Annotated in this window: 14 protein-coding genes; 5 read left to right on the forward strand and 9 right to left on the reverse strand. The window is 69.3% G+C overall.

From position 1 onward, the window contains the following. Window positions 1-116 precede the first annotated feature (116 nt). From AWB94_RS34760 to AWB94_RS34770, 3 genes are all read left to right on the forward strand, one after another. Entirely contained in the window at window positions 117-587 is a 471-nt protein-coding gene (locus tag AWB94_RS34760; protein WP_131805343.1) for a hypothetical protein, read from the forward strand. Between the two features lie 129 nt (window positions 588-716). After that, window positions 717-1,127 (forward strand): hypothetical protein, encoded by a 411-nt coding sequence (locus AWB94_RS34765; protein WP_131805342.1) that lies wholly within the window; start codon window positions 717-719, stop codon window positions 1,125-1,127. Window positions 1,128-1,150: 23 nt separating this feature from the next. Beyond that, window positions 1,151-1,654 carry a hypothetical protein gene (locus AWB94_RS34770; RefSeq protein ID WP_131805341.1) on the forward strand — a complete coding sequence of 168 codons (504 nt, stop codon included), beginning with the start codon at window positions 1,151-1,153 and terminating at the stop codon, window positions 1,652-1,654. A 7-nt stretch (window positions 1,655-1,661) separates the two neighbouring features. Here AWB94_RS34770 and AWB94_RS26620 read toward each other — a convergent pair whose 3' ends face one another. The 5 genes from AWB94_RS26620 to AWB94_RS26640 are packed head-to-tail and all read right to left on the reverse strand — an operon-like array spanning window position 1,662 to window position 7,185. Continuing rightward, the gene (locus AWB94_RS26620) at window positions 1,662-2,261 is read right to left on the reverse strand and encodes a class I SAM-dependent methyltransferase (protein WP_062657953.1); all 600 of its coding nucleotides are present in this window, start codon (window positions 2,259-2,261) and stop codon (window positions 1,662-1,664) included. Further along, the gene (locus tag AWB94_RS26625; RefSeq protein WP_062657952.1) at window positions 2,254-3,855 is read right to left on the reverse strand and encodes a dipeptide ABC transporter ATP-binding protein; all 1,602 of its coding nucleotides are present in this window, start codon (window positions 3,853-3,855) and stop codon (window positions 2,254-2,256) included. Before AWB94_RS26625 ends, AWB94_RS26620 begins: the two co-directional genes overlap by 8 nt. After that, complete coding sequence (locus AWB94_RS26630; RefSeq protein WP_062657951.1) at window positions 3,852-4,718, reverse strand: ABC transporter permease; 867 nt, start codon at window positions 4,716-4,718, stop codon at window positions 3,852-3,854. Before AWB94_RS26630 ends, AWB94_RS26625 begins: the two co-directional genes overlap by 4 nt. Then, entirely contained in the window at window positions 4,715-5,665 is a 951-nt protein-coding gene (locus tag AWB94_RS26635; RefSeq protein WP_062657950.1) for an ABC transporter permease, read from the reverse strand. The genes AWB94_RS26630 and AWB94_RS26635 overlap by 4 nt, the downstream gene beginning before the upstream one ends. Continuing rightward, the gene (locus tag AWB94_RS26640) at window positions 5,662-7,185 is read right to left on the reverse strand and encodes an ABC transporter substrate-binding protein (RefSeq protein ID WP_062657987.1); all 1,524 of its coding nucleotides are present in this window, start codon (window positions 7,183-7,185) and stop codon (window positions 5,662-5,664) included. The genes AWB94_RS26635 and AWB94_RS26640 overlap by 4 nt, the downstream gene beginning before the upstream one ends. 184 nt (window positions 7,186-7,369) lie before the next feature. Between AWB94_RS26640 and AWB94_RS26645 the strand changes: the two genes are divergently transcribed. Further along, window positions 7,370-8,260, forward strand: a complete 891-nt coding sequence (locus tag AWB94_RS26645) for a hypothetical protein (protein WP_062657949.1) — start codon at window positions 7,370-7,372, stop codon at window positions 8,258-8,260. A 6-nt stretch (window positions 8,261-8,266) separates the two neighbouring features. On the opposite strand, the gene AWB94_RS26650 is transcribed toward AWB94_RS26645, so the two are convergent. The 3 genes from AWB94_RS26650 to AWB94_RS26660 form a co-directional block, all read right to left on the reverse strand. After that, the gene (locus AWB94_RS26650; protein WP_062657948.1) at window positions 8,267-9,580 is read right to left on the reverse strand and encodes a hypothetical protein; all 1,314 of its coding nucleotides are present in this window, start codon (window positions 9,578-9,580) and stop codon (window positions 8,267-8,269) included. A gap of 111 nt (window positions 9,581-9,691) precedes the next feature. Then, a complete protein-coding gene (locus AWB94_RS26655) occupies window positions 9,692-9,985 on the reverse strand; it encodes a putative quinol monooxygenase (protein ID WP_062657986.1) in 294 nt (97 codons plus the stop codon). A 33-nt stretch (window positions 9,986-10,018) separates the two neighbouring features. After that, the gene (locus AWB94_RS26660) at window positions 10,019-12,277 is read right to left on the reverse strand and encodes a SpoIIE family protein phosphatase (protein ID WP_062657985.1); all 2,259 of its coding nucleotides are present in this window, start codon (window positions 12,275-12,277) and stop codon (window positions 10,019-10,021) included. A gap of 179 nt (window positions 12,278-12,456) precedes the next feature. On the opposite strand from AWB94_RS26660, the gene AWB94_RS26665 reads away from it, so the two are divergent. Continuing rightward, a complete protein-coding gene (locus tag AWB94_RS26665; RefSeq protein ID WP_062657947.1) occupies window positions 12,457-12,858 on the forward strand; it encodes an STAS domain-containing protein in 402 nt (133 codons plus the stop codon). Between the two features lie 16 nt (window positions 12,859-12,874). On the opposite strand, the gene AWB94_RS26670 is transcribed toward AWB94_RS26665, so the two are convergent. After that, a complete protein-coding gene (locus AWB94_RS26670; RefSeq protein WP_062657984.1) occupies window positions 12,875-14,299 on the reverse strand; it encodes an SDR family NAD(P)-dependent oxidoreductase in 1,425 nt (474 codons plus the stop codon). Window positions 14,300-14,330: the final 31 nt, after the last annotated feature.

Here is a 14,330-nt window from a genome sequence, read left to right on the forward strand (position 1 = left end):
TGGTGCGGTGGCCGGCGGTGCTGCGGGCGCGGGCACGGGAGCGGCGATAGCGGCGGCACCCTTGGCTGCTGCGGCGGCCGGGGCTGCGGGTGCTGGAGCTCCTGCGGTGGCGGTCGGTGGGGAAAGCGTTGCGGCGCCGGCGGTTGTCGGCGCACCGATCGAAGCCGCGGCGGGGGTTCCCGCGGTCGGTGGAAGTGGTGGTGCTGCGGGCGGCGGTGCCGGCGGTGGTGGAGCCGCCGGTGGCGGCGGTACCGGTGCTGCCGGTGGTGGTGCCGGTGGAGCCGGAGCGGGTGCTGAAGGCGCGGCCGGTGGCGGTGGTGCAGGAGGTGCCGGCGCAGGTGGTGCCGGTGGAGCCGGTGGCGGTGCCGCGGGTGCTGAAGGCGCCGGCGGTGCGGGTGCGGGAGGCGCCGGTGGCGCTGGTGGAGCGGGCGGCGCTGGAGGTGCCGGTGGAGCCGGCGCGGGCGGTGGCGGCGGTGGCGGTGGTGCTGGTGCCGCACCGATCGTGGGCGAGATGCCGGCCGGGGCGGCCGCTCCGGCAGAGGCCGGTGCTCCGGTGTTGTTGGATTCCGGGTCGGTCGGCCCATTGATGGCGACGACCGGACTCAACTCGGCGGCGGTTCCGGAAGCCGCGGTCGGCGCGCCGGGTGCTGGTGCGGGTGCACCGGGAGCGGGCGCTCCCGCCGCGGGTGTCGTCGACGCGGCGGCAGCGGTGACGGATGCCGCCGGTGCGGGTGGCCCGGCAGCGGCAGCGGTACAGGATGCCGCCGCGGTGGCGATTCCCGGTGGAGCGCCGGCGGTCGGCGGCGGCGAGGCTGCCGTGCCTGCGGCCGCGATCGTCGGCGGTGAAGGTGCCGGCGGTGGCGGCGGCGCTGGGGGCGGCGGTGCCGGTGGCGGTGGCGCCGGCGGTGGTGCCGGCGGTGGCGGTGGTGCAGGTGCCGGTGGCGGTGGCGCGGCCGGTGGAGCCGAAGCCGGCGGTGCTGGTGGTGGCGGTGCAGGTGGTGCCGGAGCCGGTGGAGCGGGTGGCGGTGGCGCGGCCGGTGGTGGCGGTGGCGCGGCGGGTGCCGCCGGTGGCGGTGGTGCCGCGGGCGGTGCGGGCGGTGGCGGTGGCGCGGCATCGGGTGGTCTGACCACCGGTGCGGTGGGCCCGCTGATGGCCAGCACCGGGGCGCTCGGTGCCGTGCAGACGATCACGGCGCCCGCGGTCAACGCCGGCGCGGTGGGTGGTGGTGCTCCGGCCGGCGCCCTGGCAGCGCTGCCGGGAGCCATGATCGCCGGGGCGGTGCCCGGAGCCGTCGCGGGTGCCGTTCCCGGTGCGGTGGCGGGTGCGATTCCCGGTGCGATCGCAGGCGCGGTCCCCGGGTTGCTGATGGCTCCGATGGCCGGGGCCGCCGGTCTGGCGGCCGATTTCGTCCCGCAGCCGTCCCTGGCTCCGCCGACCGGAACCGGCGGCCTGACCGGTTTCCTGCCGACGCCGCAACTGAACATGCCGGCCCTCAGCGGTTTCGGGGTTCCGGTGCCGACGCAGGTTTCGATGCCGACCGACCTGGTGTGCGAGGGTCTCGGCTGGTCGGCTTCGACGCCGGGCACGACGGGCAACACGGGCTTGAGCCTGATGCCCGACGCGGCTGGAATCATCCGGCACGACCGGTGGTGAGCACCGGTCAGACGTTGCGCCAACGCAACAGGTAGCGGTAGTACACGCCGCGGCGGATGGATACGCCCGGCAGGATCTGCGTGGCGGTACGCCGGATCTCGCTCAACGACTCGCGGGGTTCGGCGACCACCACGCCGATGTCACGGGTCTCGCCGTGCAGCACGCCGGCGACCCGGGCAAACGGCATGCGCAGTCCGTCGGCGATCCAGTCACCGACGGTGCGGTTGGCGGCCACCCCGACAACGGCGAGGGTGCCGCCCGGTGTCAACAGATCCCGTGCCTTCGTCAGCGACGCGCGCAGGTCCATGTGATGCAGGGTGGCCACAAAGGTGATGAGCCCGAACCGTTGTGGGCCCGGATCGAAGGACGTGAACGATGCCTCGGCCACGGTGACATTCGGCAGCGCTGCGACGCGGGCACGGGCTCGGCGGACCGCGGCAGCGTCGGGATCGATCGCGGTCACGGTCCGCGACACGCGCGCCAGCCGCCGGGCCAGCAGGCCCTCACCGCAGCCGACGTCGAGCACATCCCCGGGGTGTTCGGCCGCGATGCCGAGCAGCCGGCGGTGGTACGCGGTGTTGTGATTCCAGTAGTCCTTTTCAGGCACGCGTCAACCGATCCGGCGGCACCGCCGCCAGCAAGTCGCGGGTGTACTGGTGTTCGGGAGCGGCGAACAGCTCTGCGGCGGGACGGTATTCGACCGACTCACCCGCCCGCAGCACCAGTACATCGTGGCTCAACCGCTCGATGATCGCCAGATCGTGTGCGATGAACAGGTAGGTCAACCCGAGCTCGCGCTGCAGGTCGCGCAGCAGGTCGAGCACCTTGGCCTGCACCGACACATCCAACGACGCGGTGGCCTCGTCGAGGATCAGCAGGTCGGGCTGCACGGCCAGCGCCCGCGCGATGTTCACCCGCTGGCGTTGTCCACCGGACAGCTCGTGCGGGTAGCGGGATGCGAACGACCCCGACAACCCGACCGCGTCGAGCAGCTCACCGACGCGGTCGGACCGTACTCCGCGATCGACCAGGCGATGCACCACCAACGGCTCGGATATCGAGACCCCCACCGGCATCCGCGGGTTCAGAGCGGCGAACGGGTCTTGCATCACCAGGCTGATTCGCCGGCGTACCGCCCGCTGCCGGTCACGCCGCACATGCAGCACATCGGTGCCGTCCAGCCGTGCAGCACCGGAGTCGGGCATCAGCTGGCCGGTGAGCGCCGCGGCAACCGTCGATTTGCCCGAACCGGATTCGCCCACCAGGCCCAGGGTGGTGCCGCGCCGGATCCGGAACGACAGATCCTTGACCGCATGCACCACCGACCGGCCGACGGGTGTGCTCACCGGAAACCGGACGTCGAGGCGGTCGACCTCCAACAACACCTCCGCGTCGGCGGGTGCCGGCGGGGGGCCGCCGGCACCCAATACCGGACGGGCACTGAGTAGTTCACGGGTGTACGGCTCGCGTGGATCGGTGAAGATCCCATCCACACTCGCCCGCTCGACCACCGCCCCATCCCGCAGCACGGTGACGGTGTCCGCCACCTCGCCGATGACGCCCAGGTCATGGCTGATCCACACCACCGCGGTACCGAAATCCCGCTGCAGGTCCCGCACCAACGCGATGATCTGGGCCTGTGTCGTGACATCCAGCGCGGTGGTCGGCTCGTCGGCGATCAGCAATTCCGGATCGCAGGCCAGCGCGATGGCGACCATCACACGCTGACGCTGCCCGCCGGAAAGCTGGTGCGGGTAGCTGCGCAACCGGTTCTGCGGTTCGGGCAGGCCGACCGCCTCCAGGAGCTCGAGCGCCCGCGCCCGGGCATGGCGGCGGGTGTGACGCTTATGGGTCTCCAGCGTCTCGGTGATCTGCCGTTCCACGGTCAGCAACGGATTCAGTGACGTCCCGGGGTCTTGGAAGACGAAACCGATCCGGCCGCCGTGGACTTGCCGCAGCGTCCGCGCCGACGCCCCGACCAATTCTTGTTGCCCGGCAAGGACACTGGAGCCGCTGACCACGGCGCCGGGCGCATCGAGCAGGCCGGTGGCCGCCAGCACGGTCATCGATTTGCCCGAGCCGGATTCGCCGACGATGCCGAGGGTCTGCTCCCGCTGCACCTCGAACGACACCCGGCGCACGATCTCGCGGCGGCCGATCCGCACCGCCAGGTCGTCGACGGCCAGCACTGGATCTGTCATCGTCGCCTCCGGGCCTCGATCATGGTGCGCTGTTTGGGATCGAGCACGTCGCGCAGGCCGTCGCCGAACAGGTTGAACGCCAACACGATCACGAAGATGGCCGCGCCGGGGAACACGGCCATCCACCACGCCAGCGTCACGAAGCCTTGTGAGTCGAAGATCATCCGGCCCAGTGACGGCCGCGGCGGCTGTAAGCCCAGCCCGAGGAAGGACAGCGCCGCCTCGGACAGGATCGCGAACGCCAACGACAACGAGGTCTGCACGATGAGCGGGCCGGTGATGTTCGGCAAGATGTGCCGGGCCAGGATGTAGCCCGAGCCGGTGCCCATGGTGCGCGATACCGCGACGTACGGTTCCACCCGCACCGACAGCGTGCTGGCCCGGGAAACCCGCGCGAAAATCGGCGTGTACACCACGCCGATCGCCAAAATCGTTGTGCCCAAACCCGGTCCGAGGATGGCGACGATGGCCAGCGCCAGGAGCAACACCGGGAACGCGAACAGCACGTCGACCACGCGCATCACCGCGGTGTCCAGCCATCCGCCGCGATACCCCGCCAGCACCCCCACGGTCACCCCGGCGACCGCGGCGAAGGCCACGCTGACCACCGCCACCGTCATCGAGGCCTGGACGGCAACCAGCACCCGCGACAAGACATCCCGGCCCAGCTCGTCGGTGCCCAACCAGTGAGAGCCACTGGGTGGGCGCAGCGCCTGCGGTACGTCGACGTCGTTGACGCCGTACGGCGCGATCCACGCGGCCGTCAGGGCGATGGCGACGACGCCGGCCAGCACGGCGGCGCTGACCACGGTCACGGGGTTGGCCGCCAGCAGGCGCCAGGACTTGACCCGTTGGTCGCTCATGACAGCCTGATCCGCGGGTCGGCGATCGCGTAGAGCAGATCGACCAGCAGGTTGACCGCCAGAAACAGCACCGCGATCAGCAGGACGGCGCCCTGGATGACCGGGTAGTCGCGGGCCGCCACCGAGTTGTACACCAGCCGGCCCAGTCCCGGCCAGGCGAACACCACTTCTACGACGATGACCCCACCCAGGATGGTGGCCAATTGGATACCGGTGATGGTCAGGATCGGTACCAGCGCGTTGCGGACGGTGTGACGCAGCGTCACCACGCGGGGCGGAAGGCCTTTCGAGCGGGCCGTGCGGACATAACCCATCGCGGTCACCTCCAGTACCGCCGACCGGACATAGCGCGTCATGATCGCCGCGGCCACCAACCCGACGGTGAGCCCCGGCAGGATGACATGACGCAACCAACCGCCCGGGTCGTCGAACAACGGTCGATACCCCGACGTCGGCAACCAGCCCAGCACCGACGAGAACAGCGAGATCAGCAGGATGCCCAGCCAGAAGTCGGGCACCGATACCCCGAATTGGCTTGTGGCCCGGACGATCGCGTCACTGATCCGGCCCTCCCGTAAGGCCGCGTAGATGCCGGCGGGCAGCGCGATCACCAGGGCCAGCACGATTCCGACGACGGCCAAGGACACCGTGGCCGGCAACCGCTCGAGCAGGACCTGCGTCACCGGGTCACCGTTGCGGAAGCTGACGCCGAGATTTCCGGTGGCAGCATGGCCGAGGTAACTGGCGAACTGGGCGGCCAGCGGTCGGTCCAAGCCGCTGGCCTGACGCAGTGCCTGGTAGGCCTCGGGGGTGTAGCGGGTGCCGAGCGCGATCCGGACCGGGTCTCCGGGTACCAGGTGCACCAACGCGAACACCACGATCAGCACACCGACCAGCACCACCAGCGAGTACGCCAGCCGGCGAGCCAGGAATTTGAGTACCGTCACCGATTCTCACCGCCGGCCTGCAATACCGCATCGCGGAACCGGATCGCCTTGTCGCGGCGCGCCTGATAGCCATCCAGGTTGGGCGACCAGGCCTGGATGACCGCCGGGTTGTAGAGATAGATGTAGCTCACCTCGTCGGCGATCAGGGTGGCAGCGCGCGCGTAATCGTCCTTGCGTGCTTGCTGACCGGTCTGCGTGCGGCCGGCGTCGAGCAGCGCGTCGACGCGCGGGTCGGAGAACTTCTGGGCATTGCTGGCACCACCGGTGTGATGCTGGGCGTAGTAGAAATCGTCGGGGTCGATGTTGCCCAGCCAGCCCATCATCAGCAGGTCGAAATGTCCGCTGTTCTGTTCGTCGAGCCAGGTGGCGAAGTCCACCGTGCGGATGTTGGCGGTGATACCCAGCGGCGCAAGGTTGTCCGCGATCACCTGTGCGGCGGTGACGGTCTGTGGGTACTCGGTGGTGACCAGCACGTCCATGGTCTTCGGCGCCGCGCCGGCCTGCTGCAACAGGTGCCGCGAGGTGTCGATGTCGCGGCGGTAGCGGTCATACGGCACGAACCACGGATTCCCTTCCGGGATGGCGAGCTGATTGGCTTGCGCCGTACCGTAACTGGTGGCCTGCACGATCGAGGGCCGGTCGATGGCGTAGGCGATCGCCTGGCGTACGCGCACGTCGTTCCACGGTGCGCGGGCCTGGTTGAGGGCCAGATACCAATAGTCGTTACTGGGTGTCACCGCCAGGTGCAGGGAGTCGTCGTTGCGCAACTGGGCGACGCGCTGTGCGGGAACCGCATCGGTCCAGTCGATTTCACCGGCCTGCAACGCCGACAGTGCCGTCGACGGTTCACTGATGAAGCGGAACGTCACCCCGGGGATCTTCGGGGCACCGGCCCAGTACCTGGCGTTGGCGCGCAGCGTGATCGAATCGCCGCTCTTGCGTGCGACGAAGGCGAACGGGCCGGTGCCGATCGGGTGGGTGGCGATCTGCCCGTCCTCGACGTTGCGGCGCTGCACGATCGCCATGCCTTTGAAACCGCCGAGATTGGTCAGCAGGTTCGGCGTCGGGTGCGCCACGGTGATCCGCACGGTGTACTCGTCTGGGGCGCTGACATCGGTGACGGCACTGAGTTTGTCGGCATTGGCCAGTTTTTCGTCGATGATGCGGCGGTAGGAGTACACGACGTCGGCCGCGGTCAGCGGGCTGCCGTCATGGAAGGTGACGCCACGGCGTAACCGGAACGTCCACACCAGTTGGTCCGGGGAGGTCTCCCAGGATTCGGCCAGCGCGGGACGCATGGTGAGGTCGGCGCCCGGTTCCACCAGGGTGTCGAACACGTTTTCCAGCACTTCGAAGGAGAAGTACGCGCTGGTCTTCTGCGGGTCGAGTTGGTCGGGCTCACCGGCGATGGCGGCGATCAGATTGCCGGCGTCCGACCCGAGGTCGACGCGTTCACCGGGCGAGCAGGCCGTGGAAGCCAGGACGACCACGGCGGTCAGCACGGCCGCAACCAGGCGCATATCCATCACTTTCCGGCAGGGCCGCGGCCCGGGCGGGCGTCGGCAGACTGGACACTGGCCTGTACCCACATCGCCGCCCGGCTACACCTGGTGATCTATTCGGCCAGATCGCAGGGCTGTCAACTGCGTCTGAAGGTGCTGTGCACCCGGTGACGCCGGTGCGGGCGGCACTAATCTGCAGGGGATGAGCACCCAGGCCGACCCGGTGGATATGCGGCGACGGCTCGAGGAGCGCTACCGGCGCCTGGCAGAGCTGCGCCAGCTGCGTCTGGTGGCCGCTGTCATCGCCCGGTTCACCGAGATCGACGGCGGCACCCTCGGGGCTGTTGTGTCGGTGCAGTTGTTCACCACCGTCATCCCGTTGATGATTCTCGGCTTCAGTTACCTGACCGGCTTCGCCGACAACGCGAGCCCGGGCACCGTCGTCAGCCGCCAGCTCGGCCTGGTGTCCCCGATGACAGAGCATGTGCGGGCCGTGTTCGGCGCGGCGTCGGGGTTGCGGTCGAGCTGGTCGTTCCTCGGCGTCGCCGGCTTCCTGGTGTGGGGCATCCCGATGTCGATGACCATCGCCGGCATCTTCGCGAAGGCTTGGCGTCGTGAGCAGTTCGGGTGGGTGGCCAAGTTGGGCCGCGGCGTTCTGTGGTTCGCGCTGTATCTGGCGGTGATCATCGTCCGGGAACGGATCGCGTTCGGCGGTCACCATCATCTGGGTTTGCGCACACTGCGGTTTCTCGCGTCGCTGGTGCCGGTGTGGATCTTCTGGACTGCAACCCCTGCGCTGTTGGTGCGTGATGGTGGCCGGGGTCGCAAGTATCTGATCCTGGCCGGTCTGGCCGGTGTGGTGATCGACGGCACGGTGGTGCCGCTGGCGGCGCGAATGTTCTTCCCGCCCTTGCTCGATGGCTGGGATGCGTTCGGTCCGATCGGGGTGGCGATGGCATTGCTCACCTGGTGTGGGGTGATCGGCACCGGCTGGGTGCTGACGGCGTGCGTGGGGGCGGTGCTGTGGGAGCGCAACGCCCCGCCGGAGACGGTGCTCGCGTCGGAGACCGAGGAACCCGCCGCCGCGCCCTGAGCCGGCTTACTTGCGGTGCGCGCCGGCGCCGTGGCCGTCCTTGGCGGCGGTCTGGTGCGGCGGTTTCGGTGTGAGGTTCTTGACCAGGTTGTGCACGGCGTTGCGCAGGTTCGACGCGGCGTCCTGCACCGGGTTGGGCCGTGCCGGTTTGGTGCCCGTGGACGGCGTGCTCGTGGACGGCGTGCTCGTGGACGGCGCGGTCGCGGACGTAGCCGACGTAGCAGTGGTGTCGGGCTTGTCGGTGTCGGACGTGGTGGAGTCGGGCTTGGTGGAGTCGGACTTGGTGGAGTCGGACTTGGCGGTGGGCGCGTCGTCGCGTTGTGAGGCCGTGGCGGTGACCGCTTTGGGCGTCGTGACCGCCACGGTCTTCGGCGTCGGCGCCGTCAATGCCTTCGAAGCCTTCGAAGTCGTTGTGGAAGTCGTCGCGGAAGTCATGGTCGCTGTCGTGCCGGGATCGGGCTTCGGTAATGACCGGCTGGTGCTGGCCGGCTGCCCGGCCGCGGCAGCGCGGACATCGTCGACCGCGGTCGCTACGGCCTGGGCGACCACCTTGCCTGCCGCCGCCGCCAACCCGGCCGCCGTTCTGATCCCCGCGGCCAGCGCACTGACCGGATTACCGGAGGCCGCGAGTTCCCGCGCCACTGCATCGGGTACCTGGAAGATGCCGGACAGGAAGTCGTTGAAGGCCGGAAAGATCACGGCCGCAGCCACATTGATGGCGCCGACCACGGCGACCTGAAACACACCGTGCGGCATCACCGTCGGGGTGGGGTTGGGCGTAAACGGCAGATTGAGCGCGTCGAAGGTGTCCTGCCGGGCCTTCTGCAGCGCCGCTGCGATCCCGGGCAAACCATCCTGGATGGCGGGCAGCACGTTCAGCAGGCCCACCACGCCGACCTCGAACGCGTTGAGCGCCCGCTGGGCCGGGATCTCGGCATCGGCATCGATGGCCTTCTGCGCGGCGGTCTCGGTCGGTCCGGTCACCGAAGCGGCCGCCGCCCCGATGGCCTTGAGCACATCACCGGCCGACAGCGCGGCGAGGAAAGTCCCCGGCGCCTGCAGGGCAGTGGTCGCCGCCGTCACGCCGGCCTGGGCGATCAAAGGACAGATGATCGAGCAGTAGACCGTCTGGTTGTGCAGGATGCTGGTGATCAGCCCGCCCGGTGGGACAGCTGCGGCCAGTCGGACCTCCCGCACCACCGCCGGCGGTGAGGACGCCACCGTGACCGGCACGAGTGGTGCGGCCACCACCGCGGCGGCGGTGACGGCGGCCATCCCGGCCATGGCGAAATCGGTTCGCATGCTGATGGTTCGCTGCATGGGCTTGCCCCCTACTGTGTCGCGTGGATGTAGGGGACACGGTGCGCGGTGCCGATCGGTTCAATGGGCGCCGGGATCGGTCAGCGGCCGGCTGCCCGGGGCAGCGATCGCTCAGATGTCGCTGGTGACGTACCGGGTCTTGACCGGTGGCGCCGCCACCAGCGCGGGCACCTCGGTCAACTTGCCTTCACCGGCGCGGAATGCGCGGTAGGCCTCGTCAGCCTCCACCGACTCCCACAGCTCGTAGATCACCCAGTGGCCTTCGTCGGCCTCGTCGATCAGCACATCGGTCCGCATGTTGCCGGGGAAGGCCCGGGTGTCCTTGAGCGCGCGGCTGAACACTTCCCGCGCGGTTGCCACGGATTCGGGCTTGAAGTGCATTTCGAGGATCACGGTGACCGCCATGGAGGTCAACATACTCGCGCCGTGCCGCGTCGGTCATGACCGGTACACGGTGACGACGGTGACGTCGTCCTCGGTGTCGTGCGGAGCCACCGCGGTCGAAATGCCCGCCGCCGAGTGCAAGGTGGCACCGCTCAACGCCTGGGCGAGTCGGCCCACACCGTCATCGATGGTCGCACCGCGGCGCTCCACCAAGCCGTCGGAGTACATCACCAGGCCCCGGCCGCGGTCGATGGTGAAGGTGCTCGCCGCGTAGGCGGCGCCGCGGACACCGATCGGTGGCGACAGTCGGATCGGAGCCATGCCGGTCACCGGACCGGTGTGAAAGGGCATCAGGTGTCCGGCGGAGGCGGCTTCGACCCGACCGGAATCGACTTCGATCCGGGCCACGACCACGGTTGCAAAGGCACGCGGCATCAAGTGCACACCGAACGCATTGAGCCGGCTCAATGCCTCGGCCGGGGTCGTCCCGCCGAACAGCTGCGAGCGCAAGGCGTTTCGCAGTTGGGCCATGGCGCCTGCCGCACTCAGGCCGTGCCCCGCGACGTCACCGACCAGTACCACCAGTCGTCCGTCCGGTAGTTGGAACGCGTCGTACCAGTCGCCACCCACCCGGCCGCCGGCGGCGGGCCGATAGTCGGCGGACAGCTCCCAGCCCGCGACGGTCGGGATCGACGCCGGAAGCAGGCTGCGCTGCATGACCTCGGCCAGAAGTAATGCGCCGCGCGTGCGCCGGTACAACTCCTCGACCAGAGTCCGCCGCAGCGCTTCGGCGGACTCGATCTGGATCGATGTCCACGGTTCGCTGCACTTGTCCACGATCTCGCGCCAGCGGTCGAAGGATTTGCGCGGGCTGAGCCGAATTCCGTCACCTTCCCGCACGGCGATGGCCTTGTTGTGCGGATCGCCGCCCCAATCCACCGACCGCACCGCCTCGTGCCGGAACCAGATGACGTGCTGACCGTCGGGCAGGTTCAGGGCCAGTACGCCGGCCGCCACCGCCGGATCCAGCTCCAGTGTCGGGAGTTCACCGGACAGACAGTCGGTGGCGGCCACTTCCGCGGCGCCGCCACGCGCCCAAGCGGCCACGGCGCTCACGACCTCGGGTGGCGGAACCGTCCCGAGCACACGGTATTTGCCGCCGACGCGGACGGCGACACCGGCGGCGGGTACCAGGTCGAGCAGGCTGGGCGAGCCGAGCAGGGTGGCCGCCACGGGTTCGCCGTCGTTACGCGATGCGTTGGTCAACGTCGTGAGCGTCGACTGTGCCGCCAACCGCTCACGCAGCTGATCCTCGTCGAAGCGGTCGACGAGCCGCAGGGAGAGGGTGGATCCCAGGAACTCTGCCGCCGCGCGAGCGCCGTACGGCGGCAGATGCGGGCCCGCGTAGTGATGACAGGCGATCAGGCCCCACAACTTGCCATGGCGCAGAAGGGAAATCGACATGGATGCCTGTACGCCCATGTTCTGCAGATACTCGATGTGAATGGGTGAGACGCTGCGCAGCGTGGCGTGCGTGAGATCGACCGGGGTGCCGCTGTCGGGGTCCAACGCAGGCACGAGCGGGGCCGGCGTATAGCTCACATCCGAGATCAGCCGCAGCCAGTTCTTCTCGTACATCGCCCTGGCCTGCGCGGGGATGTCGCTGGCCGGATAGTGCAGGCCCAGGAACGAATTCAGGTCGTCGCGTTTGCATTCGGCGACGACCTCGCCGTTGTAGTCCTGGTCGTAGCGGTAAACCATCACCCGGTCGAAGCCGGTCAGGTCGCGGACGGCGCGGGCAGTGGCGTCGTACAGTTCGGCGATCGAATGGGTCCGGTTGAGTTCTTCGACCGAGCTGCGCACCGCTTGATACGTGTTCGGGAAGGAGAACGGCCTCTCGCCGTAGGCGATTTCGAGTTCGACGAGCAACACCCCGCCCGGCTCGCGGTGCAGCAAGGCGTCGAACGCGCGTGGTCGGCCCGCCACCTCGATCTCGAGTTCCAACGGGTTGCGCTGACGGAGGTCACCGAACGCGGCGGCCGCCTGTTGGATCTGGGCCGCCTGGTCGGCGCCGATGAGGGTGGCCAGGTGGTGGCCGAGGACCTCCGGCACCGACTTGCCGAGCACGTCGGCGACGTTGGCGCTGACCTGACGGATCTGGAAGCCCGGCTCGAGGACCACCGCGAGCACCCCGCGCGGCTGAATGCTCCCGGGGATGTGGATGGGTTCGCGGGCACAGTTGTCCAGGTCGATCGGTGTTCCGACGGGCACCAGGCCGTCGGCGTCGGTGCCGCCGATGTTGGGATACGAGATGAGGAACCCCCAGGTTGTCTCCGTGCGAATGGGCTCGAGACTGCCAGGCTGCGGCCGGCCGATCGCATCGGGCACAGAAGTTGCGATAGGCTCGCAACGAGTCGGCGTTCAAGCTTGTTCGGTTCAGACAAAAGCCCGCGAGACATTGCGCCCCGAACCAACGCTTGGCGAGGTTTTCGATGCCCGACCTTACGTCCGACGTTTCGTCCGACCACTTCGAACGTAGCCCGTCGCCGTTCATGTGTGCCCAGACCTGGCACGACACGACGGTGGTGATCGGCTGCTCCGGTGTCGTCGACATGCTGACGGTGCCCGATTTCAACCAGGTCATCGCGACGGCCCTGGACAAGCAGCCGTCCGCGGTGATCATCGATCTGACCGAGATCACCTTCTTCGCCTCGTGCGGGATGGCCACCTTGGTGAACACGCAGGATCAGGTGCCGTCCGACGTCGCGCTCATCGTCGTCGCGGATGGACCGGTGACCCGCCGTCCGCTGGAGCTCGTGGGCCTGGCGGCCGTGCTGACGATCCGCCCGACCCTCGACGATGCGTTCGAGCAGCTGCCGGCCGGTCAGGCTTGAGCACGGCGGGGCGCGTTCACCAGTCGCTCGGCCGGTAATCCTTCAGGAAGCAGCCATACAGGTCTTCGCCGGCCTCGCCGCGCACGATCGGGTCGTAGACCCGGGCAGCGCCGTCGACCAGATCCAGCGGTGCGTGGAAGCCTTCGTCGGCAAGCCGCAACTTGGTGGGGTGCGGACGTTCGTCGGTGATCCAGCCGGTGTCGACGGCGGTCATCAGGATGCCGTCCTGCTCCAGCATCTCCTTGGCGCTGGTGCGGGTGAGCATGTTCAACGCGGCCTTGGCCATGTTGGTGTGCGGGTGACCCGGCCCCTTGTACTTGCGGCCGAACTGCCCCTCCATGGCCGACACGTTCACGACGTACTTGCGCCGGGCAGGGGAAGCGGCCATCGCCGGACGCAGTCGGCTCACCAGGATGAACGGGGCGGTCTGGTTGCACAGCTGCACCTCGAGCAGCTCCATCGCGTCGACCTCGTGCACGCGTTGGGTCCAGCTGTTGATCGATGCCGTGTCCGGCAGCAGGCCGCCGGCGTCGATCGCGACACCGGCCGCGATCCGTTCCGGGGAGGCGCTGCGGGCCGTCAAGGCCAGTTCGGCCAGCGCGTGCGGCGTCTGATGCTCGGCCAGGCTGCCGGCCAGCGCCGCCGGGTGGGCGTCGCTGACGCGGTCGAAGCTGACGACGTCCACCTGCGCCAGTTCGGCCGGCGGGGTGCGTTCGGCCTCGACCAGGGCGGAGTATGAGCCCGGGGCCCGGCGCACCGTCTGTGCCGCGTTGTTGATCAGGATGTCCAAGGGCCCCTGGGCGGCGACGGTGTCGGCAAGCGCCACCACCTGCGCGGGGTCGCGCAGGTCGATGCCGATGATCCGCAGCCGGTGCAGCCAGTCGGCGCTGTCGGGCATCGCGGCGAAACGCCGCACCGCGTCGTTGGGGAAGCGGGTGGTGATGGTGGTGTGCGCGCCGTCGCGCAGCAGCCGCAGCGCGATGTACATACCGATCTTGGCGCGGCCGCCGGTCAGCAGCGCCGTGCGGCCGGTGAGGTCGGTGCGGGCGTCCCGCTTGGCATGGCTGAACGCCGCGCAGTCGGGGCAGAGCTGGTGGTAGAAGGCGTCGACGACGGTGTGCTGCTTTTTACAGATGTAGCAGGCGCGCGAGCGGATCAGGGTGCCTGCGGTGGCCCCGGTGGCCGCCGATACCAGCGGTAGACCGGCGGTCTCGTCGTCGATCCGGCCCGGGGCGCCGGTGGCGGTAGCCGCGATGACGGCCTTGTCGGCGTCGGCGACGGCCTGGCGTGCGGCGGTGCGGCGGGCCTTGCGTACCGCCTTGAAGATGCCCGCGGTCGCGCGCCGCACGGCAACCGCGTCGGGGTGCTCGGGTGGCAACGATTCGACCTCGGCGAGCACCTGCAGGCAGGTGCGTAGTTTTTCCGGATCGATCGCGGTCACCGTGAAAGGGTGCCAGGCGGCCCGAATGCTC

Origin of the sequence: Mycolicibacterium canariasense (assembly GCF_002101555.1) — a bacterium.
In the GTDB taxonomy this organism is placed as follows: Bacteria; Actinomycetota; Actinomycetes; order Mycobacteriales; family Mycobacteriaceae; genus Mycobacterium; species Mycobacterium canariasense.

What these genes read in the sequence shown, in the direction of transcription:
- AWB94_RS34765 (WP_131805342.1), top strand. Translation starts at nt 717, where the DNA reads ATGCCGCCGGTGCGGGTGGCCCGGCAGCGGCAGCGGTACAGGATGCCG.
- AWB94_RS34770 (WP_131805341.1), top strand. Translation starts at nt 1,151, where the DNA reads ATGGCCAGCACCGGGGCGCTCGGTGCCGTGCAGACGATCACGGCGCCC.
- AWB94_RS26625 (WP_062657952.1), bottom strand. Translation starts at nt 3,855, where the DNA reads ATGACAGATCCAGTGCTGGCCGTCGACGACCTGGCGGTGCGGATCGGC.
- AWB94_RS26630 (WP_062657951.1), bottom strand. Translation starts at nt 4,718, where the DNA reads ATGAGCGACCAACGGGTCAAGTCCTGGCGCCTGCTGGCGGCCAACCCC.
- AWB94_RS26640 (WP_062657987.1), bottom strand. Translation starts at nt 7,185, where the DNA reads ATGCGCCTGGTTGCGGCCGTGCTGACCGCCGTGGTCGTCCTGGCTTCC.
- AWB94_RS26645 (WP_062657949.1), top strand. Translation starts at nt 7,370, where the DNA reads ATGAGCACCCAGGCCGACCCGGTGGATATGCGGCGACGGCTCGAGGAG.
- AWB94_RS26650 (WP_062657948.1), bottom strand. Translation starts at nt 9,580, where the DNA reads ATGCAGCGAACCATCAGCATGCGAACCGATTTCGCCATGGCCGGGATG.
- AWB94_RS26655 (WP_062657986.1), bottom strand. Translation starts at nt 9,985, where the DNA reads ATGGCGGTCACCGTGATCCTCGAAATGCACTTCAAGCCCGAATCCGTG.
- AWB94_RS26665 (WP_062657947.1), top strand. Translation starts at nt 12,457, where the DNA reads ATGCCCGACCTTACGTCCGACGTTTCGTCCGACCACTTCGAACGTAGC.